Genomic DNA, 19,642 nt, shown 5'->3' on the forward strand with positions numbered 1-19,642 from the left:
CTACGTGCCGGGTGCGCCTCATCGGCCTCCGAACCCCGCGACGAACCCGTATCTGCGGGTGCCGGATGAGTTGCAGGGGCCCGAGGATGGGCGCCCCGGCGGCAGTCCTCGGCCGCAGGATGAAGGGCAGCCTCCCGAGGAGAACTCTCGGCCGTCGGAGGAACCGCGTCGGCCCGACGGATCACCACCGCCCGACAACGTCTACGGCGCCCCCACGATGGCGCGCCCGATGGACCAGCCCCCTCGTTCGCCGCAACGACCTCCCAGGCAGCGGCCGGGTGGCCGACGGTCGTCCTCCGGAGACGAGGGCCGTCAGTCGCCGCCACCGCCTCCTCCCCCACCGCCACCACCGCCACCACCGGGGAAGCCCAAGGGGCGGCGCTGAACGGCGTGGTCACCGGCCGGGCGTTCCCGCCGCGCGGTGAGGTCGTTCCAAGCCTGCGCGGTCAAGGCCGCTTCCGCCCTGAAGGCTGAACGCCTCACAAGGGTGGGAAGGCGTGGTCGGCTCCGAGGGGAATGCTGCCGACCACCGACCCGGCCCCCTTCCCCGACGACCGCCTCCCACGGCAACCCGACCCCCGTCCCTCAAGCCCGCCGCAGCGAAGCCGTGGCCCGTACGTAAGGATCTCGCCACCCGCCCGACACCGAGTGTTCCGTGTCCGTCAGACGGACCGCGGAAGCAGAAGGCACTGGGTGCCGGATACGGTGGGAGCACCATGAGCGCTTCGCAGACCTCGTCCTCCGACGTCCCCACCCTTCTCGTCAAGATCTTCGGGAAGGACAGGCCGGGCATCACGGCCGGCCTCTTCGATACCCTCGCCGCGTACTCGGTCGACGTGGTCGACATCGAGCAGGTCGTCACGCGTGGCCGCATGGTGCTGTGCGCGCTCGTGACCGCACCGCCCCGCGCGCTGGAGGGCGACCTGCGGGCGACCGTCCACAGCTGGGCCGAGTCGATCAAGATGCAGGCGGAGATCATCTCGGGTCTCGGCGACAACCGGCCGCGAGGGCTGGGGCGTTCCCTGGTCACCGTGCTCGGTCACCCGCTCACCGCGGAGGCCACCGCCGCGATCGCCGCCAAGATCGCCAAGGCGGGCGGCAACATCGACCGTATCTTCCGGCTGGCCAAGTACCCGGTCACCGCCGTCGAGTTCGCGGTGTCCGGCGTGGCGACCGAGGCGCTGCGCACCGCGCTCGTCACGGACGCCGCCAAGCTGGGCGTCGACGTGGCCGTCGTCGCCGCCGGTCTGCACCGCCGGGCCCAGCGGCTCGTCGTCATGGACGTGGACTCCACGCTCATCCAGGACGAGGTGATCGAGCTCTTCGCCGCGCACGCCGGCTGCGAGGACGAGGTCGCCGAGGTGACCGCGGCCGCGATGCGCGGCGAGCTGGACTTCGAGCAGTCGCTGCACGCGCGCGTGGCGCTGTTGGAGGGGTTGGACGCCTCGGTCATCGACAAGGTGCGCTCCGAGGTACGGCTGACGCCGGGCGCCCGCACCCTCATCCGTACGCTGAAGCGGCTCGGCTTCCAAGTCGGTGTCGTCTCGGGCGGATTCACCCAGGTCACCGATGATCTGAAGGACCGGCTGGGGCTGGACTTCGCCCAGGCCAACACGCTGGAGATCGTCGACGGGAAGCTGACGGGCAAGGTCACCGGGGAGATCGTGGACCGCGCGGGCAAGGCGCGGCTGCTGCGCCGGTTCGCCGCCGAGGCGGGAGTCCCGCTGTCCCAGACGGTGGCGATCGGCGACGGCGCCAACGACCTGGACATGCTCAACGCCGCCGGACTCGGGGTCGCCTTCAACGCCAAGCCGGTGGTGCGGGAGGCCGCGCACACCGCGGTGAACGTGCCCTTCCTGGACACGGTGCTGTACCTGCTGGGCGTCACCCGCGAAGAGGTCGAGGCGGCGGACGCGCACGAGGAGGACTGACCGACACATCGGCAGGGGCCCGGCACCATCACGGTGCCGGGCCCCTGCCGTGTCACGCGCCGGTGGGGGTCGCCGTCAGTCGGACGGTTCCCAGTACTCGGTGAGGGTGGCCACGCCCGGCTCCAGGGTCTTCCAGGGGCCGCTGAACGACAGCACGGCGAAGGCGGCGGCCGGGAAGCCGCGCGCGCTCATCCGCTGACGGGCGTCACCCTCGGCGGCGCCGGCGAGGACGTCGGCGAGACCCTGCACACCCGGGTTGTGGCCGATCAGGACGACGTTCTGCACGTCGTCCGGGGTTTCGTTCAGCACGGCGATCAGTTCGCCGGGAGAGGCCTCGTAGATCCGCTCCTCGTAGACCGTTTTCGGCCGGTGCGGGAACTCCTGCACGGCGAGCTTCCAGGTCTCACGGGTCCGGGTCGCGGTGGAGCAGAGGGCCAGGTCGAAGGGGATGCCGGAGTCGACCAGTCGTCGTCCGGCCTCCGCTGATTCTTTGCGGCCACGCTCGGCGAGCGGCCGCTCATGATCGGTCACCTGCGGCCAGTCGGCTTTCGCATGCCGGAAAAGGACAATCCTGCGGGGTTCTGCGACGCTCATGGGATCCAGCTTCGCATGAAACAGGCCATGGGGCGCGGGTAGTTGACGGGCGGCTTTGTGGGTGCTCAGCGCGCTATCAGCTGCTGTACGCGCTCCAGGAACTGGGTGACGGCCGGGTCACCGGAGGCCGCGTGCGCGTCGGCGGGATTGAGGATGAGGGCCAGGAGCACCACGAAGGCGAGCGTCGGCAGGGCGAGGGCCCACCAGGGCAGCCGGATGTCGACGCCGCCCCGGGACGCCGGGTGGGGCGGGGTGTGCGTAGGGGCCGACATGAGTGCCTCCGCTGTCTTCGAGTGGCCGGTGGGCGGTGACCGTGTGGCGCGGTCACCTCTCGAAGGTACGGAACCGGGGGCCCTCAACCCATCCGGAGATCCACCCAGTTGACCCTGACACTCACCCCCTAGGGGACAGGGGGGTTAACCCCACCGTCGGACCGGGGAGCGGGCGCCCGGATCAGGGCGAGGCGATTGTCGCGATGATCGCGATGACGACGAAGATGGCGAAGAACGAGCCGAAGACCAGCAGCATCTTCTTCTGGCCGTTTTGGGGATTCGGATCGAGCACTGGCATACGGCCAGTCTCGCACCCCGGTCTCTTACCAAGGCTGCCGGGGTGGCCTCTACCAGGGCTGCCGGGTGACCTCAGCGGGCCGCCTCGTCCTCCACCGTGCGGTCGCGGCCCGCGAGCACGCCGACCGCCATCTGCGGGACCATCAGACCGACCATGAGCGCGATCGGCAGGCCCCAGCCGCCGCTGTGCTGGTACAGCACGCCCACCAGGAGCGGTCCGGGGATGGAGATCAGATAGCCGGTGCTCTGTGCGAAAGCGGACAGCTGGGCCACGCCCGCGCCGGTCCTCGCCCGCATCCCGACCATGGTGAGGGCCAGCGGGAAGGCGCAGTTGGAGACGCCGAGCAGGACGGCCCAGGCCCAGGCGCCGGCGGCCGGGGCGAGGTACAGGCCCGCGTATCCGGCGAGACCGCAGGCGCCGAGCGCGATCACGATCGGGCCCTGGTGCGGCAGCCGCGTGGCCACGCGCGGGATGACGAAGGCCAGCGGGACGCCCATCACCATCGTGACCGCCAGCAGCAGCCCTGCCGTGCCGGCGGAGACGCCCGCGTCCCGGAAGATCTGCGCCATCCAGCCCATGGTGATGTAGGCGGCGGTGGCCTGGAGCCCGAAGAACACGGCGAGCGCCCAGGCGGTCCGGCTCCGGGTGATCCGCAGCGTGGGCGACTCCACGCGCGCGTGCACCTGCCGGACCGGCCCCGCCCCGTCCACGCGCGCGTGGACATGTCCGGATACACCTTGCGCGGCCTCCCGCTCCGCCGGCGCGGCTCCCCGGTCCCGTACGAGCGGGATCCACGGCAGTACGGCCGCCGCGGCCAGGGCCGCCCACACCGTGAGCCCGGACTGCCAGCTCCCGCCCAGCGCCTCGGTCACCGGCACGGTCACGGCCGCCGCGGCCGCCGTGCCGAGGGCGAGGGCCATCGAGTACAGGCCGGTCATGGAGCCGACCCGGTCGGGGAACCAGCGCTTGACGATGACCGGCATCAGGACGTTGCTGACGGCGATGCCCATGAGGGCGAGGGCGCTGGCGGCCAGGAAGCCCGCCGTGGAGCCCGTGTACGGCCGTATGAGCAGGCCTGCCGTGATGGCGACCATGGCCGCGCACACCACCGCGCCCGCGCCGAAACGGCGGGCCAGCCGGGGGGCCATGACCCCGAAGACGGCGAAGCACAGCGGGGGCACCGAGGTGAGCAGGCCGGCCACGCTGCCACTCATGCCGAGTCCGTCGCGCACCTCTTCGAGGAGGGCGCCGAGACTGGTGATGGCGGGGCGGAGGTTGAGGGCGGACAGCACGATGCCGACGACGACCAGCCGCACGGCCCACGCGCGCGTGGCGGGCACCAGGGGTTCCCCGTCGGGCGGGGGCGCAGAACTGCGTGCGGTCGTGGACTTCAGTGTCCGGGTTTCCTCGCTTGCCATGCTCACCATCATAGAATCATGGGATGATTGGTTGTCCATCCCCGGGGCGTCCTCGTTCGTCCCACCCGTGCGAAGGTGTGCCATGCCCCTGAGCCATCCCCGCCGCTCGGCGCTGTCCGAGCAGGTCATCGCCGCGCTGCGCAACCAGATCACCTCGGGCGAGTGGCCGGTCGGCTCCCGGATCCCGACCGAGCCCGAACTGGTCGAGCAGCTGGGGGTCGCCCGCAACACCGTCCGCGAGGCGGTCCGCGCGCTCGCGCACAACGGCCTGCTGGACATCCGTCAGGGCTCGGGGACGTACGTCGTGGCGACCAGTGAACTGGCCGGCGTGATGCACCGCCGGTTCGCCGACGCGGACCCCCGGCACATCGCCGAGCTGCGTTCCACGCTGGAGTCGTCCGCGGCGCGGCTGGCCGCCGAGCGGCGCACCGAGAAGGATCTCAAGCAGCTCGACGCGCTTCTCGTCCGGCGCGATCAGGCCTGGGAGTCGGGCGACACGGAGGCCTTCGTGACCGCGGACGCCACCTTCCACCTGGCTGTGGTGGCCGCCTCCCACAACGACGTGATGACCGAGATGTACGCGGACCTCGGCGAGGTGCTGCGGGACTGGCTCCGTGAAGATGTCGGCGCGGAGCTGACGCCGGAGACGTACATGGACCACGCCCGCCTCGTCGACGCGATCCGCGCGGGCGACGCGGCGGCGGCCGCCGGGGAGGCGGCCGGTTACCCCTTCCTGTGCCGTCCGGGACGGTTCAGCGCGCCAGCTTCCGGTGGCTGACCCACACCGAACGGACCTCTTTCCAGCACCGGCCGGTCAGCCGCACGGTCTGCGCGGGCCCCACCTCGACCTCGGCGCCGTCGCTGTCGAGGTCCCACCAACGGTCGCACTCGATGTGCAGGCGGACGCCGTCGGTGCGCGGATAGGGGTTGTGGCAGTAGGTGGTCACACGGGAGCCGGTGACCCTGCTGCGGCAGGAGGCGCCGAACAGCTCCGAAGCCGCGGCTCCGGGCGCTTCCACGCGCGCGTGCGGCCTCGCTTCGTACGACAAGGAGATCACGAGACAGACGGCTGCGGTCACTGAGGCCAGACTGCGGGACAGGCGCACAAGGGGACCTCCTCGGCCGTGCTGGGGAGGGAATCGCGAGGTGAACGCGTAATCCAGGGTGCCCAGTTGCAGGCCGTGCGCGCCCGGCCTGGTAGGCCGAACGGGGGACGCCCCGCTCCCTGGGGGAACGGGGCGTCGACGACGTAGGAGAGATCAGGCTCCGATGGCGTGCAGGCCGCCGTCCACGTGGATGATCTCGCCGGTGGTCTTCGGGAACCAGTCGCTCAGCAGGGCGACGATGCCCTTGCCGGCCGGCTCCGGGTCCTTGAGGTCCCACTCCAGCGGGGAACGGTTGTCCCACACGGCGGCCAGGTCGCTGAAGCCCGGGATCGACTTGGCGGCCATCGAGGCGAGCGGGCCCGCGGAGATGAGGTTGCAGCGGATGTTCTGCTTGCCCAGGTCGCGCGCGACGTAGCGGCTGGTGGCCTCCAGGGCGGCCTTGGCCGGGCCCATCCAGTCGTACTGCGGCCAGGCGTACTGCGCGTCGAAGGTGAGGCCGACGACCGAGCCGCCGTTCTGCATCAGCGGCAGGCAGGCCATGGTGAGCGACTTCAGGGAGTACGCCGAGACGTGCATGGCCGTGGCCACGGACTCGAACGGCGTGTTCAGGAAGTTGCCGCCGAGCGCGTCCTGCGGGGCGAAGCCGATGGAGTGCACGACGCCGTCGAGGCCGCCGAGCTCCTCGCCGACGATGTCGGCCAGCCGGCCGAGGTGCTCGTCGTTGGTCACGTCGAGCTCGATGACCTTGGTGGGCTTGGGGAGCTTCTTGGCGATGCGCTCGGTCAGCGTGGGCCGCGGGAATGCGGTCAGGATGATCTCGGCGCCCTGCTCCTGGGCCAGCTTGGCGGCGTGGAAGGCGATGGAGGACTCCATCAGCACACCGGTGATCAGGACGCGCTTGCCCTCGAGAATTCCGCTCATGGTGTTCAGTGACCCATTCCCAGTCCGCCGTCAACGGGGATGACGGCTCCAGTGATGTACGAGGCGTCGTCCGAGGCCAGGAACCGCACCGTCGCGGCGACCTCCTCGGGCTGCGCGTAACGACCGAGCGGCACCTGCTTCACGATGCCCTCGCGCTGCTCGTCGGTGAGCACCTTGGTCATGTCGGTGTCGACGAAGCCGGGCGCGACGACGTTGAAGGTGATGTTGCGCGAGCCCAGCTCACGGGCGAGGGAGCGCGCGAAGCCGACCAGGGCGGCCTTGGAGGCGGCGTAGTTGGCCTGGCCGGGACCGCCGTAGAGACCCACGACCGAGGAGATCAGGACGACCCGGCCCTTCTTGGCGCGCAGCATGCCGCGGTTGGCGCGCTTGACCACGCGGAAGGTGCCGGTGAGGTTGGTGTCGACGACCGAGGTGAAGTCCTCCTCGGACATGCGCATCAGGAGCTGGTCCTTGGTGATGCCGGCGTTGGCGATCAGAACCTCGACCGGGCCGTGCTCGGCCTCGATCTCCTTGTAGGCCTGCTCCACCTGCTCGGTGTCGGTGATGTCGCACTTGACCGCGAGGAAGCCGGCCGGCGGCTCACCCGAGCGGTATGTGATCGCGACCTTGTCGCCGGCGTCGGCGAATGCGCGGGCGATGGCGAGGCCGATGCCCCGGTTGCCTCCGGTGACGAGAACCGAGCGGCTCAACGGATCACCCTTTCCATAGGGGTCTGACACACCCGCCCAACACCTGGATGACAGGCGGCTTCCCCGAAAACCTATCGGGCCGGTCGCTGTCTGGGACATTCGGGCACCGACAGTGGCTTACGGGACTCGCTGTCGGGTTTCTACAGTCGAGCCGTCGGATCAGTCACTCCCCTGCGCCACCAGGTGCGCGTACCGCTCCATGGGCCCCCCGGGCGGCTCACGCTTCCGGCCGGTTCACCCGATCGCTGGATTTCCGCAGCACTTCTTGTACTTGCGTGCCGAACCGCACCAGCAGGGTCCGTTACGGGCAGGGGGCCAGTCGAGGGCCTCTCCCTTCCGAGCGAGTTCAGCGGCATACCCGGACCGGGCGGACGGCATGTCGGGCGCGCCTCCCTTCTCCTCCACGTGCGCCACCAGGCCGCCCACCGTGGCCCGCGCGACCGCGAGGTGGGTGGCACCCTGGTCCGACAGCTCGCGCAAGGTGTGCTCGACCTGCCGCAGGTGACCGGTGTGGTCATCGCCGTACGCGTCCCCGACCGTCGGCCAACGTTCCAGGAGCTGCGCGAACTCCTCCGGCGGCCAGAACAGGACACAGGTCCTCAGCGCTCCCCGGGGCGCCCTTTCCTCCTCGTCCACCGCGGCAGCGAGTTCCTCCTTCTCGGCCCACAGCGCGTCTGGCCCTGCCTCGGCCATCCGCTTCAGGCGGAGCGGGTCGTGCAGTTCGTCCAGCGGACGCACCCGGCCGAGCACGGGCGACGCACGCCGCGCGTGCAGTTCGTCGGCCACGTCGTCCCAGTCGTCATGGGCTTCGCCGAGCCCGCGCCGCACGCGGTGGCGGCCGATGAGAAGCTCCTGCAGGCCGAACGAGTCCGGGAAGTCCTCGACGACGTCCGCCGTCACCGCGGCACCGGCACCGAGGGCGTGGATGACGCCCGTCGTGTACCACTCGGCGGCTGTTGCCGTCTCGCCCACGTGCTCGAAGGTCCCGGCGACGAGGCTCCAGGCGGTGGCGTCCCTGGGGTGCCGCGAGCGGAACGAGGCGGCCGCCGTCCGTGCCTCCTCCTGGCGCCCCGCCTCCCACAGCGTGTCGATGCGCCATGCGTCGACCACGTCCGGTTCCTGGCAACCGCCCGACTCCGGGTCGAGCAGCCGCTCGTAGATGGCGAGGGCACGGTCGGGTTCCCCCGCGCTCCGCCAGGCGTCGGCGGCCTCGCGGAGCAGCTCCTCCCGGTCCTCGGGGTACTCCTCGGCCAACCCCTCGTACTCCGCCGCGGTCTGGGCGGGAGTGGAGAGGTGCCGGGTGTATCGGGGCTTGTTCCTGCCGGACGTGCGGCGCTTGCTGGCCATGAACTCACCGTAGGGCGGCCGGAATCGACGCCGCCGCGGAACTCTGCACGATCACCCGCGCGAGGGGTTGCGCCGACCGGCCGACCGCTCCTTGGCGAGAGCGAGAGCGATGTACGTCCTACCGGTACCGGGCGGCCTGTGGAACGCAGTCGGAAACGTGTGGTCCAGCACCCCGCACACGCGACATGATCGTGGCAACCGTCGCCCACCCTCATGCCGACAGGAAGAGATCCAGGTGCCTCATACCATCGACGAAGCCTTCACAGCGCTTCCCCTACGTGCCCTCGCCGACGCCGCGCTGGCACGCGCGCGTGCGCTCGGCGCCGAGCACGCGGACTTCCGGTTCGAGCGGGTGCGCAGCGCGTCCTGGCGCCTCAGGGACGCCAAGCCCTCCGGGTCCTCGGACACCACCGACCTCGGGTACGCGGTGCGGGTCGTCCACGGCGGCACCTGGGGCTTCGCGTCCGGCGTGGACCTGACGCTGGACGCCGCCGCCAAGGTCGCCTCGCAGGCCGTGGCCATGGCGAAGCTCTCCGCCCAGGTGATCCGCGCGGCCGGGTCCGACGAGCGGGTGGAGCTCGCCGGTGAGCCCGTGCACGCCGACCGTACGTGGATCTCGTCGTACGAGATCGATCCGTTCTCCGTGCCCGACGAGGAGAAGGCGGCGCTGCTCGCGGACTGGAGCGCGCGGCTGCTGGCGGCGGACGGGGTCAACCATGTCGACGCCTCGCTGCTCACCGTGCACGAGAACAAGTTCTACGCCGACACCGCCGGCACGGTGACCACGCAGCAGCGGGTCCGGCTGCACCCGCAGCTGACCGCGGTGTCGGTCGACGAGTCCAGTGGCGAGTTCGACTCGATGCGGACGATCGCTCCGCCGGTCGGCCGCGGCTGGGAGTACCTCACGGGCACCGGCTGGGACTGGGAGAGCGAGCTGGAGCAGATCCCGGAGCTGCTCGCCGAGAAGATGCGGGCGCCCAGTGTCGAGGCGGGCCTGTACGACCTCGTCGTCGACCCGTCCAACCTGTGGCTGACCATCCACGAGTCCATCGGCCACGCCACCGAGCTGGACCGCGCGCTCGGCTACGAGGCGGCCTACGCAGGCACCTCCTTCGCCACCTTCGACCAGCTCGGCAAGCTCAGGTACGGCTCCGAGCTGATGAACGTCACCGGTGACCGCACCGCCGAGCACGGCCTCGCGACCATCGGCTACGACGACGAGGGCGTCGAGGGCCAGTCCTGGGACCTGGTGAAGGACGGCACCCTCGTCGGCTACCAGCTGGACCGGCGGATCGCGAAGCTGACCGGGTTCGAGCGCTCCAACGGGTGCGCCTACGCCGACTCCCCCGGGCATGTGCCCGTGCAGCGCATGGCCAACGTGTCGCTCCGGCCCGACCCGGCCGGGATGTCGACAGAGGACCTGATCGGGAGCGTGGACCGCGGGATCTACGTCGTCGGCGACCGGTCCTGGTCGATCGACATGCAGCGCTACAACTTCCAGTTCACCGGCCAGCGGTTCTTCAGGATCGAGAACGGGCGGATCACCGGGCAGCTGCGGGACGTCGCCTACCAGGCGACCACCACCGACTTCTGGGGCTCGATGGCCGCGGTGGGCGGCCCGCAGACCTATGTCCTCGGCGGCGCCTTCAACTGCGGCAAGGCCCAGCCCGGCCAGGTCGCCTCCGTCTCGCACGGCTGCCCGTCGGCCCTCTTCAAGGGCGTCAACATTCTGAACACCACGCAGGAGGCCGGTCGATGAGCGCCCGCACCAGCAAGCCGCACGAAATCGTCGAGCGGGCCCTCGCGCTGTCCCGGGCCGACGGCTGTGTCGTGATCGCCGACGAGCAGTCGACCGCCAACCTGCGCTGGGCGGGCAACGCGCTCACCACGAACGGCGTCACGCGCGGGCGCACGCTCACGGTCATCGCGACCGTCGACGGCAAGGAGGGCACCGCCTCCGGCGTGGTCTCCCGGTCCGCGGTGACCGCGGACGAACTGGAGCCGCTGGTGCGGGCCGCGGAGGCCGCCGCGCGCGGTGCCGCGCCCGCCGAGGACGCCCAGCCGCTGGTGACCGGCGTACCGGAGTCGCCCGACTTCACCGACGCGCCCGCCGAGACCTCCTCGGCCGTCTTCGCCGACTTCGCGCCGGCGCTCGGCGAGTCCTTCGCACGCGCGCGTGCGGGCGGCCGCGAGCTGTACGGCTTCGCCAACCACGAACTCGTGTCGACCTACGTGGGCACGTCCACAGGGCTGCGGCTGCGCCACGACCAGCCCAACGGCACGCTGGAACTCAATGCCAAGTCGCCGGACCGGACCCGCTCGGCCTGGGCCGGACGCTCCACCCGGGACTTCAAGGACGTCGACCCGGCGGCGCTGGACGCCGAGCTCGCCGTACGCCTGGGATGGGCCGAGCGGCGCCACCAGCTGCCCGCCGGGCGGTACGAGACGCTGCTGCCGCCGACCGCGGTCGCCGACCTGCTGATCTACCAGCTGTGGTCGGCGTCGGGCCGGGACGCGGCCGAGGGGCGGACGGTGTTCTCCAAGCCGGGCGGCGGCACCCGGGTCGGCGAGCGGCTGACCGAGCTGCCGCTGACCCTGCGCAGCGACCCGAACGAGCCGGGCCTGGAATCCGCGCCCTTCGTGATCGCGCACTCCTCCGGGGGCGATCAGTCGGTGTTCGACAACGGTCTGCCGGTCGCCGCCACCGACTGGATCCGGGAGGGCGAGCTGGCGCATCTGATGACGACCCGGCACAGCGCGGGCCTGACCGGGCTGCCCGTCGCCCCGGCGGCCGGCAGCCTCGTCCTCGACGGAGGCTCGGACGTCTCGCTGGAGGAGATGGTCGCGAACACCTCGCGCGGGCTGCTGCTGACCTGCCTCTGGTACATCCGCGAGGTCGACCCGGCCACCCTGCTGCTCACCGGGCTGACCCGGGACGGCGTGTACCTCGTCGAGAACGGCGAGGTGACCGGCGAGGTCAACAACTTCCGGTTCAACGAGTCGCCGGTCGGCCTGCTGGGGCGGGCGACGGAGGCGGGGCGGACGGAGAGGACGTTGCCGAGGGAGTGGAGCGACTACTTCACCAGGGCCGCGATGCCGGCGCTGCGGGTGCCGGATTTCAATATGAGTTCTGTCAGTCAGGGCGTATAACCTCGTAGCCGGTAGTCACTCGACTGCCCGAGGACCTTTCGAGGAGATACGAGAACCGTGACGGACATCGTCGACGAGCTGAAGTGGCGGGGCCTGTGGGCCCTGTCCACTGACGAGGACGCTTTGCGCAAGGCGCTCGCGGACGGTCCCGTCACGTTCTATTGCGGTTTCGACCCCACGGCGGCCAGCCTGCACGTCGGTCACCTGGTGCAGGTCCTCACCATGCGCCGGCTCCAGCAGGCGGGTCTGCGCCCGCTGGCGCTGGTGGGCGGGGCGACCGGCCAGATCGGCGACCCGCGTCCCACGGCGGAGCGCACGCTGAACGACCCGGAGACGGTCGCGAACTGGGTGTCCCGGCTGCGCGCGCAGATCGAGCCGTTCCTGTCCTTCGAGGGCGAGAACGCCGCGGTGATGGTGAACAACCTGGACTGGACGGCCGGGCTGTCGGCCATCGAGTTCCTGCGGGACATCGGCAAGCACTTCCGTGTCAACAAGATGCTCACCAAGGACTCGGTCGCGCGCCGGCTGGAGTCCCAGGAGGGCATCAGCTACACGGAGTTCAGCTACCAGCTGCTCCAGGGCATGGACTTCCTCGAGCTGTACCGGCGGTACGGCTGCACCCTGCAGCAGGGCGGCAGCGACCAGTGGGGCAACCTCACGGCGGGGCTCGACCTGATCCACAAGCTGGAGCCCGAGGCCGAGGCGCACTGTCTGGCGACGCCGCTGATGGTCAAGGCGGACGGCACCAAGTTCGGCAAGACCGAGGGCGGCGCCGTCTGGCTCGACCCGGAGATGACGACGCCGTACGCGTTCTACCAGTTCTGGCTGAACGTGGACGACCGGGACATCTCGACGTACCTGCGCATCCTGTCCTTCAGGTCCCGCGAGGAGCTCGAAGAACTGGAGAAGCAGACCGAGGAGCGGCCGCAGGCCCGGGCCGCGCAGCGGGCGCTGGCGGAGGAGCTGACGACGCTGGTGCACGGCGCCGACCAGACGGCCGCCGTGATCGCCGCGAGCCGTGCCCTCTTCGGGCAGGGCGAGCTGGCGGAGCTTGACGAGAAGACGCTGACCGCGGCGCTCTCGGAGGTCCCGCACATCCGGGTCGCCGAGCTCGGTGCCGTCGTGGATCTGTTCGCCGAGGTGGGACTCGTGGCCAGCAAGTCGGCCGCGCGGCGGACGGTGAAGGAGGGCGGGGCCTACGTGAACAACGTCAAGGTCTCGGCCGAGGACGCGGTGGCCGCCAAGGAGGACCTGCTGCACGGTCGCTGGCTGGTGCTGCGCCGGGGCAAGAAGAACCTGGCCGCGGTGGAGGTCACCTCCGCCTAGGTGCCGAGCACGGGCACGGCAGAAGGGGGCGCCTCTCCCGGTGGAGGGCGCCCCCTTCGTCGTACGGCTCTCAGGTCCGCCGCTGTTTTCTCTTGCCCAGCGTCGCCATGTAGAGCATGTCGCCGAAGCCGACGATGATGATCGCGGCGATGAGCTGGAAGACGTGGCGGCTCCAGTCGATGCCGGGGGTCTCGTCCACGCCGAACCCGCGTGCCATGGCGTTGCCGGCGACGGCGCCGAGCATGCCGAAGATGGTGGTCAGCCAGAGGGGGCTGTGCTGTTTCCCGGGGATGATCGCCTTCGCGATGAGACCCAGTACGAATCCCACGATGATCGCCCACAACCAGCCCATGGCTGCCTCCTCGTACGGCTCGACGTGAGCATTACGGTCAGTGTCGGTCCGTTCGGGCTACGCCGCATGCCGGGTGAGGCCGTACGTGCCGGGAGCGAGCCCGTTCGCCCAGGCGGGAGGTGCCCCGGTCTCGTAGGCGGCGCAGACGCGGCGTAACGTGGGAGCTGTCCGGGCCCGGTACCTCCACCGGGTACGGAGCGGATGCGGGGAACGGGGAGAGTCCGATGCGGGCGGATGGTGGAATGTGATGCGGAAGCAGCATGGCGGCGGCAGCGCCCAGGTGTTCCGGATCACCGGAGCCAGGACGAGCCTCCAGGAGGACGTGCGCGGACGTCAGCGCCGGTACGTCATCTCGATGACGGTCCGTACGATTTCCGTGGTGCTCGCGGCCACGCTCTGGAACGTCGAGCGGCACGTGGCGATCGTCGCGCTGGTGCTCGGGGCGGTTCTGCCCTATATCGCCGTCGTCATCGCCAACGCGGGGCGGGAGAACGCGCCCTCACTGCCGTCGACCTTCGTGACCGTCCCCACCCGGCCGATGATCTTGCCGCCGCGAGCCGACGACGACTTCGCGGAACCCGTGCCGGAAGGCGGTGCGGGCGGGGCGGCGTCGGGTGCGGGGGGCGAACCGCGCGAGCGGACCTGAAGCACCAAGCTCAAGGAAAGCTCAGATCAATCATGTTGTTCCAGTGCCGTACGACGGGTTACCCGTGACATACTTCGTACGCGCTCCGCATCCCCCGTCGGAGCGACAGACCGACGCCGGGCAGCTCCCCCCGTGGCTGCTCGGCGTCGCCTTTTCCCCCGCTTCCTGCCCCGCTCGTTTTCCCCGCCTGTGAGACGAAATCCGTGAGTGACGAGACCCCGATCTGCTCCGCGAAGGGCTGCCGCGCCGACGCCGTGTGGGTACTCGCGTGGAACAACCCGAAGATTCACACGCCGGAGCGGCGCAAGACCTGGCTGGCCTGTGAGGAGCACCGGGAGCACCTGTCGCAGTTCCTCGGGGTGCGGGGCTTCCTCAAGGATGTCGTGAAGTTCGAGGACTGGCAGGCGCCCGAAGGGGCCTAGGGCCTGGCCGGCGGATCATGCCGACGTCGCGGGGTCTGGCACGCACATCTGCCGCGTTGTCGTCACTCGCCGACGCTCCGCGTCGACTCCCTCCTCCGCCTTGCAGCTGCACGCACCAGACTCCGCTCACCTGCACTGATCAGGCACCGTTGCTTGAAGTCGGCCTGATCCGCCGGACAGGCCCTAGCCGCCGATCGCGGACATCGGCCGGTCCGGTTGGACGAAGGTCGGGTCGTCCAGGCCCGCTCCCGCCTTCTTGCCCCACATCGCCTCGCGCCAGATGCGGGCGATCTCCTCGTCTCCGGCGTCGGAGCGCAGTGCGGCTCGCAGGTCTGTCTCCTCGCGGGCGAAGAGGCAGTTGCGTATCTGGCCGTCGGCCGTGAGGCGGGTGCGGTCGCAGGCCGCGCAGAACGGGCGGGTGACCGAGGCGATGACGCCGACCACATGGGGTCCGCCGTCGACGATCCAGCGCTCAGCGGGGGCCGATCCGCGCTTGTCCGCACCCTCCTCGGTGAGGTCGAAGCGGGTGCGCAGGGAGGTCAGGATGTCCCCGGCTGTGATCATCCCGTCGCGCTTCCAGCCGTGCTGGGCGTCCAGGGGCATCTGCTCGATGAAGCGCAGTTCGTAGTCGTGCTCCACCGCCCAGGCCAGCAGGTCGGGGGCCTCGTCGTCGTTGAGGCCGGGCATCAGCACGGAGTTCACCTTGACCGGGGTCAGACCCGCCTCGCGGGCCGCGTCCAGGCCGTCCAGGACGTCCTGGTGGCGGTTGCGGCGGGTGAGGGTCTTGAAGACGTCAGGGCGCAGGGTGTCGAGGGAGACGTTGACCCGGTCCAGGCCGGCGGCCTTCAGGGCTTTCGCCGTGCGCTTGAGGCCGATGCCATTGGTCGTCAGCGACATCTGGGGGCGGGGCTCCAGGGCTGCGACACGCTCCACTATGCCGACCAGGCCGGGGCGCAGCAGGGGCTCACCGCCGGTGAAGCGGACCTCCTCGATACCCAGGGAGGTGACGGCGATGTCGATCAGGCGGACGATCTCGTCGTCGGTGAGCAGATCGGGCTTGGCCAGCCACTGCAGGCCCTCTTCCGGCATGCAGTACGTGCACCGCAGATTGCAGCGATCGGTCAGCGAGACCCTCAGGTCGGTGGCCTGCCGGCCATAGGTGTCGATGAGCACGTGGGCCCCCTCCCTCGTCGCGGATCAGTACGGACTCCATCGGTTTCCGTCACTTGCGAGCCTACGTGACGTCACTGACAACGACAGTGCCCGATCCCACGACGTACGAAGCGGCCGTGTCGTAGGGATCTACGACACGGCCGCTCCAGGGGGCGTGTCAGTGGGCGCCGGTACCGGTCAGGGACCGGACCTCCAGCTCCGCGTACTTGCCCTTGTCGGGCTCCTCCTTGGAGAGGTAGGTGCCGATGATGCCGAGCAGGAAGCCGACCGGGATCGAGATGAGGCCCGGGTTCTCCAGCGGGAACCAGTGGAAGTCGACGTCCGGGAACATCGAGGTGGGCTTGCCTGAGACGACCGGCGAGAACAGCACCAGGCCGACCGCCGTGACGAGGCCGCCGTAGATCGACCACAGGGCCCCGGAGGTGGTGAACCGCTTCCAGAAGAGGCTGTAGATGATCGTGGGCAGGTTTGCCGAGGCGGCGACCGCGAAGGCGAGCGCGACGAGGCCCGCGACGTTGAGGTCGCGGGCGAGGGCGCCCAGCAGGATGGAGACCGCGCCGATGCCGACGGTGGCCCAGCGGGCCGCGCTCATCTCCTGCTTCTCGGTGGCCTGGCCGCGCTTGATGACGTTCGCGTAGATGTCGTGCGCGAAGGACGACGACGAGGCCAGGGTGAGGCCGGCGACGACCGCGAGGATGGTGGCGAAGGCGACCGCCGAGATGGTGGCCAGCAGGATCGCGCCCCAGTTGGAGTCGACGCCGCCCAGATGCAGTGCCAGCAGTGGCGCCGCCGTGTTGCCCGCCTTGTTGGAGGCGATGATCTCGTCCGGCTTGATGAGGGCCGCGGCGCCGAAGCCGAGGGCGAGGGTCATCAGGTAGAAGGCGCCGATGAGGCCGATGGCCCAGATGACCGACTTACGGGCGGCCTTGGCGGTGGGCACCGTGTAGAAGCGGATCAGGATGTGCGGCAGTCCTGCGGTGCCGAGGACCAGGGCGATGCCGAGCGAGATGAAGTCCAGCTTGGTGGTGCCGGTGGCGCCGTACTTCAGGCCGGGCTCCAGGAAGGCCGCACCCTTGCCGCTGTTGTCGGCGGCGGAGCCCAGCAGGTCGGAGACGTTGAAGTCGAACTTCAGCAGCACCAGGAAGGTCAGCAGCAGGGCGCCCGCGATCAGCAGGACGGCCTTGACCATCTGGACCCAGGTGGTGCCCTTCATGCCGCCGATGGTGACGTACACGATCATCAGGACGCCGACGAGGGCGACCACTCCGATCTTGCCGGCGTCGCTGGTGATGCCGAGCAGCAGGGAGACCAGGACGCCCGCGCCCGCCATCTGGGCCAGCAGGTAGAAGATCGAGACGACGATGGTGGAGGTGCCGGCCGCCGTACGGACCGGGCGCTGGCGCATCCGGTACGCGAGGACGTCACCCATCGTGTACCGGCCGGAGTTGCGCAGCGGTTCGGCGACCAGGAGCAGGGCGACGAGCCAGGCGACCAGGAAGCCGACGGAGTACAGGAAGCCGTCGTAGCCGAAGAGGGCGATGGCGCCCGCGATGCCGAGGAAGGACGCGGCGGACATGTAGTCGCCGGAGACGGCGAGCCCGTTCTGGAAACCGGTGAACTGGCGGCCGCCCGCGTAGAAGTCGGAGGCGTCCTTGGTCTGGCGTCCGGCCCAGACCGTGATGACGAGGGTCGCGACGACGAAGACCGCGAACAGGCTGATGATCAGCCCTCGGTGCTCGCTGGCCTCGCCGGCCGCCAGGGTGATCGCGGGGCTCATGCGCCGCCCTCCATCCGGGACTTGATCGCCTCGGCCTTGGGGTCGAAGCGGGCGGCAGCGGTGCGCGCGTACCACCAGGCGATGAGGAACGTGGTGAGGAACTGGGCGAGGCCCAGGACCAGGGCGATGTTGATGTTGCCGACGACCTTGGTGCCCATGAAGTCGCCCGCGTAGTTGGACAGCAGGACGTACAGCAGGTACCAGGCGATGAAGCCGACGGTCAGCGGAAAGGCGAAGGAGCGGTAGGAGCGGCGCAGTTCACCGAACTCCGCGCTCTCCTGCACCTCGGTGAACTCCTCGGTGGTGGGGAGTTTATGGGTCTCTTTCGAGGGTGGCGGTGCGTCGGTGGCCACGGAGTCTCCTCGCGTTGCGGATGCGGTTGTGACGGGGATCGGGGGCGAGTGTCCTCGCGTTCCCTGCCCAAGGTCACGGCGGCACGCTCGGACCGGTTCAACTCGCTTTGCTTCTTTCCGAACTCACCTTGGGGAAGTCATTGCTGGCCAGCGACTTCGGGAGATAGCTTCGGCCTGCACCACCCGTCATGTACCTGCCCGAGCGACACCTGTGTCTCGGGCCGGTTTCGTTTCCGGATGATGTGGAGACCCCATGTCCCAGCCGCGTTCCAGACGTTCGAGACGTTCCATACGTTCGAGAGACCGTCTCGCGCTCGCCGTGCCCGTCGTCCTGTCCCTCACGGCCTCGTTCGGCTTCCTGCCCTCGGCGGCCTCGGCCGCCCCTGCCGCGGAGTCCGTGGCACAGGCGGCGGACGCGACGAACCTGTCGTACGTCGTGAACACCAAGGTGGACCACCGCACGATCGCGTCGGTGAAGAAGGCGATATCGGCGGCCGGCGGCACCGTCGTGATCGCGTACGAGAAGATCGGCGTGATCGTCGTCCACTCGTCCGCGCCGGACTTCGCCCAGAAGATCCGCAAGGCGCGCGGGGTGCAGTCGGCCGGCGCCACCCGCACTTCACCGCTGACCCCGGCGGGCACCACGGACGAGGGCGCGGTCCAGGTGCTGTCGGACGCGCAGGCCGCGAAGGTCGCGAAGACCTCGGCCGCCACGCCGGACAGCGAGCCCCTCGAGGCCGATCAGTGGGACCTGCGCGCGATAGGCGCCGACAAGGCCGCCAAGATCAACCCGGGCAGCCGCAAGGTGACGGTCGCCGTGATCGACACCGGCGTCGACGACACCCACCCCGACATCGCGCCGAACTTCTCCGCCGCGCAGTCGGCCAACTGCGACGGTGGTGTCCCGGACACCACCGCGGGCGCCTGGCGGCCGTACACCGCGGACGACTACCACGGCACGCACGTGGCCGGTGAGATCGCCGCGGCCCGCAACGGTGTCGGCGTGGCCGGGGTCGCGCCCGGCGTGAAGGTCTCGGCCATCAATGTGACCGACCGGAGCAACGGCCTCTTCTACCCGGAGAGCGTCGTGTGCGCGTTCGTGTTCGCCGCCGACCATGGCGTCGAGATCACGAACAACAGCTACTACGTTGATCCCTGGCTGTACAACTGCATGGACGACCCCGATCAGCGGGCCATTGTTGATTCGGTCAACAGGGCGCAGCTGTACGCGCAACACAAGGGCACGCTCAGCCTGGCGTCGGCGGGCAACTCCAACGACGACCTGGACTCCGACGCGATCGTCGACGACTCCAGCCCCGACGACTCCACCGCGGTGGAGCGCACCGTCGACCCGCACGAGTGCTTCGACGTGCCGACGCAGCTGCCCGGTGTCGTCACGGTCAGCGCGACGGGCGTCAAGAACCTCAAGTCGTACTACTCCTCGTACGGCAAGGGCGTCATCGACGTCGCGGCACCCGGTGGCGACCGGCTCTACCAGATCCCGGACACGCCGTCACAGAACGGCCGCATCCTGTCCACCCTGCCGAACGGCCAGTACGGCTTCCTGCAGGGCACGTCGATGGCCTCGCCGCACGCCGCCGGCGTCGCCGCGCTGCTGAAGTCGACGCATCCCAAGGCGAGCCCGGCCCAACTGCAGGCGCTGCTCAAGGCGCAGGCGGACAACCCGGGCTGCCCGGCCTCCTACGACCAGGACGGCGACGGCACGCAGGACGCGGTGTGCGAGGGCGGCATCCGGGCCAACGGGTTCTACGGCTTCGGCATCGTCAACGCGCTGCGCGCGGTCAAGTGACCTCCCCGCACCGCCTGTCCCGCATACGAACTGGAG

General features: G+C 70.1%; 20 protein-coding genes. 8 read left to right on the top strand and 12 right to left on the bottom strand.

What is annotated here, in order from left to right; genetic code table 11:
* Positions 1-716: 716 nt before the first annotated feature.
* Positions 717-1,931 (top strand): phosphoserine phosphatase SerB, encoded by a 1,215-nt coding sequence (gene serB, locus ACIBJB_RS30610; RefSeq protein ID WP_398935213.1) that lies wholly within the window; start codon positions 717-719, stop codon positions 1,929-1,931.
* A 75-nt stretch (positions 1,932-2,006) separates the two neighbouring features.
* On the opposite strand, the gene ACIBJB_RS30615 is transcribed toward serB, so the two are convergent.
* The 4 genes from ACIBJB_RS30615 to ACIBJB_RS30630 all read right to left on the bottom strand — a co-directional run bounded on the left by ACIBJB_RS30615 (position 2,007) and on the right by ACIBJB_RS30630 (position 4,513).
* Positions 2,007-2,525, bottom strand: coding sequence for a SixA phosphatase family protein (locus ACIBJB_RS30615; protein ID WP_398935215.1), 519 nt, complete (start codon positions 2,523-2,525; stop codon positions 2,007-2,009).
* A gap of 65 nt (positions 2,526-2,590) precedes the next feature.
* A complete protein-coding gene (locus tag ACIBJB_RS30620; protein WP_069766417.1) occupies positions 2,591-2,797 on the bottom strand; it encodes a hypothetical protein in 207 nt (68 codons plus the stop codon).
* A 181-nt stretch (positions 2,798-2,978) separates the two neighbouring features.
* Entirely contained in the window at positions 2,979-3,095 is a 117-nt protein-coding gene (locus ACIBJB_RS30625; RefSeq protein ID WP_086724758.1) for an SGM_5486 family transporter-associated protein, read from the bottom strand.
* A 71-nt stretch (positions 3,096-3,166) separates the two neighbouring features.
* A complete protein-coding gene (locus ACIBJB_RS30630) occupies positions 3,167-4,513 on the bottom strand; it encodes a CynX/NimT family MFS transporter (protein ID WP_398935217.1) in 1,347 nt (448 codons plus the stop codon).
* A gap of 82 nt (positions 4,514-4,595) precedes the next feature.
* Between ACIBJB_RS30630 and ACIBJB_RS30635 the strand changes: the two genes are divergently transcribed.
* A complete protein-coding gene (locus tag ACIBJB_RS30635) occupies positions 4,596-5,291 on the top strand; it encodes a FadR/GntR family transcriptional regulator (RefSeq protein WP_398935219.1) in 696 nt (231 codons plus the stop codon).
* Here the strand turns inward: ACIBJB_RS30635 and ACIBJB_RS30640 are convergent.
* The 4 genes from ACIBJB_RS30640 to ACIBJB_RS30655 form a co-directional block, all read right to left on the bottom strand.
* Positions 5,266-5,619 (bottom strand): hypothetical protein, encoded by a 354-nt coding sequence (locus ACIBJB_RS30640; RefSeq protein ID WP_398935221.1) that lies wholly within the window; start codon positions 5,617-5,619, stop codon positions 5,266-5,268. The two genes, ACIBJB_RS30635 and ACIBJB_RS30640, sit on opposite strands and share 26 nt — an antisense overlap.
* Before the next feature lie 153 nt (positions 5,620-5,772).
* Complete coding sequence (gene fabI / locus ACIBJB_RS30645) at positions 5,773-6,540, bottom strand: enoyl-ACP reductase FabI (protein WP_059206314.1); 768 nt, start codon at positions 6,538-6,540, stop codon at positions 5,773-5,775.
* Between the two features lie 5 nt (positions 6,541-6,545).
* A complete protein-coding gene (gene fabG, locus ACIBJB_RS30650; RefSeq protein ID WP_037708022.1) occupies positions 6,546-7,250 on the bottom strand; it encodes a 3-oxoacyl-[acyl-carrier-protein] reductase in 705 nt (234 codons plus the stop codon).
* A gap of 234 nt (positions 7,251-7,484) precedes the next feature.
* Positions 7,485-8,597: an SEC-C metal-binding domain-containing protein gene (locus ACIBJB_RS30655; protein WP_398935223.1), complete on the bottom strand. Its 1,113-nt coding sequence runs from the start codon at positions 8,595-8,597 to the stop codon at positions 7,485-7,487.
* A gap of 235 nt (positions 8,598-8,832) precedes the next feature.
* On the opposite strand from ACIBJB_RS30655, the gene ACIBJB_RS30660 reads away from it, so the two are divergent.
* The 3 genes from ACIBJB_RS30660 to tyrS are packed head-to-tail and all read left to right on the top strand — an operon-like array spanning position 8,833 to position 13,073.
* Positions 8,833-10,356, top strand: a complete 1,524-nt coding sequence (locus ACIBJB_RS30660; protein WP_398935225.1) for a TldD/PmbA family protein — start codon at positions 8,833-8,835, stop codon at positions 10,354-10,356.
* Positions 10,353-11,747, top strand: a complete 1,395-nt coding sequence (locus tag ACIBJB_RS30665) for a metallopeptidase TldD-related protein (protein ID WP_398935227.1) — start codon at positions 10,353-10,355, stop codon at positions 11,745-11,747. The genes ACIBJB_RS30660 and ACIBJB_RS30665 overlap by 4 nt, the downstream gene beginning before the upstream one ends.
* A 57-nt stretch (positions 11,748-11,804) precedes the next feature.
* A complete protein-coding gene (tyrS, locus tag ACIBJB_RS30670; protein ID WP_398935229.1) occupies positions 11,805-13,073 on the top strand; it encodes a tyrosine--tRNA ligase in 1,269 nt (422 codons plus the stop codon).
* Positions 13,074-13,143: 70 nt separating this feature from the next.
* Here tyrS and ACIBJB_RS30675 read toward each other — a convergent pair whose 3' ends face one another.
* Positions 13,144-13,425 carry a GlsB/YeaQ/YmgE family stress response membrane protein gene (locus tag ACIBJB_RS30675; RefSeq protein WP_069766424.1) on the bottom strand — a complete coding sequence of 94 codons (282 nt, stop codon included), beginning with the start codon at positions 13,423-13,425 and terminating at the stop codon, positions 13,144-13,146.
* A gap of 247 nt (positions 13,426-13,672) precedes the next feature.
* Between ACIBJB_RS30675 and ACIBJB_RS30680 the strand changes: the two genes are divergently transcribed.
* Entirely contained in the window at positions 13,673-14,071 is a 399-nt protein-coding gene (locus ACIBJB_RS30680) for a DUF3099 domain-containing protein (RefSeq protein WP_398935232.1), read from the top strand.
* A gap of 203 nt (positions 14,072-14,274) precedes the next feature.
* Positions 14,275-14,493 carry a hypothetical protein gene (locus ACIBJB_RS30685; protein ID WP_057618194.1) on the top strand — a complete coding sequence of 73 codons (219 nt, stop codon included), beginning with the start codon at positions 14,275-14,277 and terminating at the stop codon, positions 14,491-14,493.
* A 183-nt stretch (positions 14,494-14,676) separates the two neighbouring features.
* Here the strand turns inward: ACIBJB_RS30685 and moaA are convergent, their stop codons facing one another.
* From moaA to ACIBJB_RS30700, 3 genes are all read right to left on the bottom strand, one after another.
* Positions 14,677-15,666, bottom strand: a complete 990-nt coding sequence (gene moaA, locus ACIBJB_RS30690; protein WP_398935234.1) for a GTP 3',8-cyclase MoaA — start codon at positions 15,664-15,666, stop codon at positions 14,677-14,679.
* Between the two features lie 157 nt (positions 15,667-15,823).
* Positions 15,824-17,443 (bottom strand): cation acetate symporter, encoded by a 1,620-nt coding sequence (locus ACIBJB_RS30695; RefSeq protein ID WP_398935236.1) that lies wholly within the window; start codon positions 17,441-17,443, stop codon positions 15,824-15,826.
* On the bottom strand, positions 17,440-17,796 hold the full coding sequence (locus tag ACIBJB_RS30700; protein WP_057618197.1) for a DUF485 domain-containing protein: 357 nt from the start codon (positions 17,794-17,796) through the stop codon (positions 17,440-17,442). The genes ACIBJB_RS30695 and ACIBJB_RS30700 overlap by 4 nt, the downstream gene beginning before the upstream one ends.
* Positions 17,797-18,049: 253 nt before the next feature.
* On the opposite strand from ACIBJB_RS30700, the gene ACIBJB_RS30705 reads away from it, so the two are divergent.
* Entirely contained in the window at positions 18,050-19,606 is a 1,557-nt protein-coding gene (locus ACIBJB_RS30705) for a S8 family peptidase (RefSeq protein WP_398935238.1), read from the top strand.
* Positions 19,607-19,642 lie beyond the last annotated feature (36 nt).

It is taken from the genome of Streptomyces sp. NPDC050759 (assembly GCF_044456945.1).
Lineage (GTDB): Bacteria > Actinomycetota > Actinomycetes > Streptomycetales > Streptomycetaceae > Streptomyces.

What these genes read in the sequence shown, in the direction of transcription:
- serB (WP_398935213.1), top strand. Translation starts at nt 717, where the DNA reads ATGAGCGCTTCGCAGACCTCGTCCTCCGACGTCCCCACCCTTCTCGTC.
- ACIBJB_RS30615 (WP_398935215.1), bottom strand. Translation starts at nt 2,525, where the DNA reads ATGAGCGTCGCAGAACCCCGCAGGATTGTCCTTTTCCGGCATGCGAAA.
- ACIBJB_RS30620 (WP_069766417.1), bottom strand. Translation starts at nt 2,797, where the DNA reads ATGTCGGCCCCTACGCACACCCCGCCCCACCCGGCGTCCCGGGGCGGC.
- ACIBJB_RS30625 (WP_086724758.1), bottom strand. Translation starts at nt 3,095, where the DNA reads ATGCCAGTGCTCGATCCGAATCCCCAAAACGGCCAGAAGAAGATGCTG.
- ACIBJB_RS30630 (WP_398935217.1), bottom strand. Translation starts at nt 4,513, where the DNA reads ATGGCAAGCGAGGAAACCCGGACACTGAAGTCCACGACCGCACGCAGT.
- ACIBJB_RS30635 (WP_398935219.1), top strand. Translation starts at nt 4,596, where the DNA reads ATGCCCCTGAGCCATCCCCGCCGCTCGGCGCTGTCCGAGCAGGTCATC.
- fabI (WP_059206314.1), bottom strand. Translation starts at nt 6,540, where the DNA reads ATGAGCGGAATTCTCGAGGGCAAGCGCGTCCTGATCACCGGTGTGCTG.
- ACIBJB_RS30655 (WP_398935223.1), bottom strand. Translation starts at nt 8,597, where the DNA reads ATGGCCAGCAAGCGCCGCACGTCCGGCAGGAACAAGCCCCGATACACC.
- ACIBJB_RS30665 (WP_398935227.1), top strand. Translation starts at nt 10,353, where the DNA reads ATGAGCGCCCGCACCAGCAAGCCGCACGAAATCGTCGAGCGGGCCCTC.
- ACIBJB_RS30675 (WP_069766424.1), bottom strand. Translation starts at nt 13,425, where the DNA reads ATGGGCTGGTTGTGGGCGATCATCGTGGGATTCGTACTGGGTCTCATC.
- ACIBJB_RS30680 (WP_398935232.1), top strand. Translation starts at nt 13,673, where the DNA reads ATGCGGAAGCAGCATGGCGGCGGCAGCGCCCAGGTGTTCCGGATCACC.
- ACIBJB_RS30695 (WP_398935236.1), bottom strand. Translation starts at nt 17,443, where the DNA reads ATGAGCCCCGCGATCACCCTGGCGGCCGGCGAGGCCAGCGAGCACCGA.
- ACIBJB_RS30705 (WP_398935238.1), top strand. Translation starts at nt 18,050, where the DNA reads ATGTCCCAGCCGCGTTCCAGACGTTCGAGACGTTCCATACGTTCGAGA.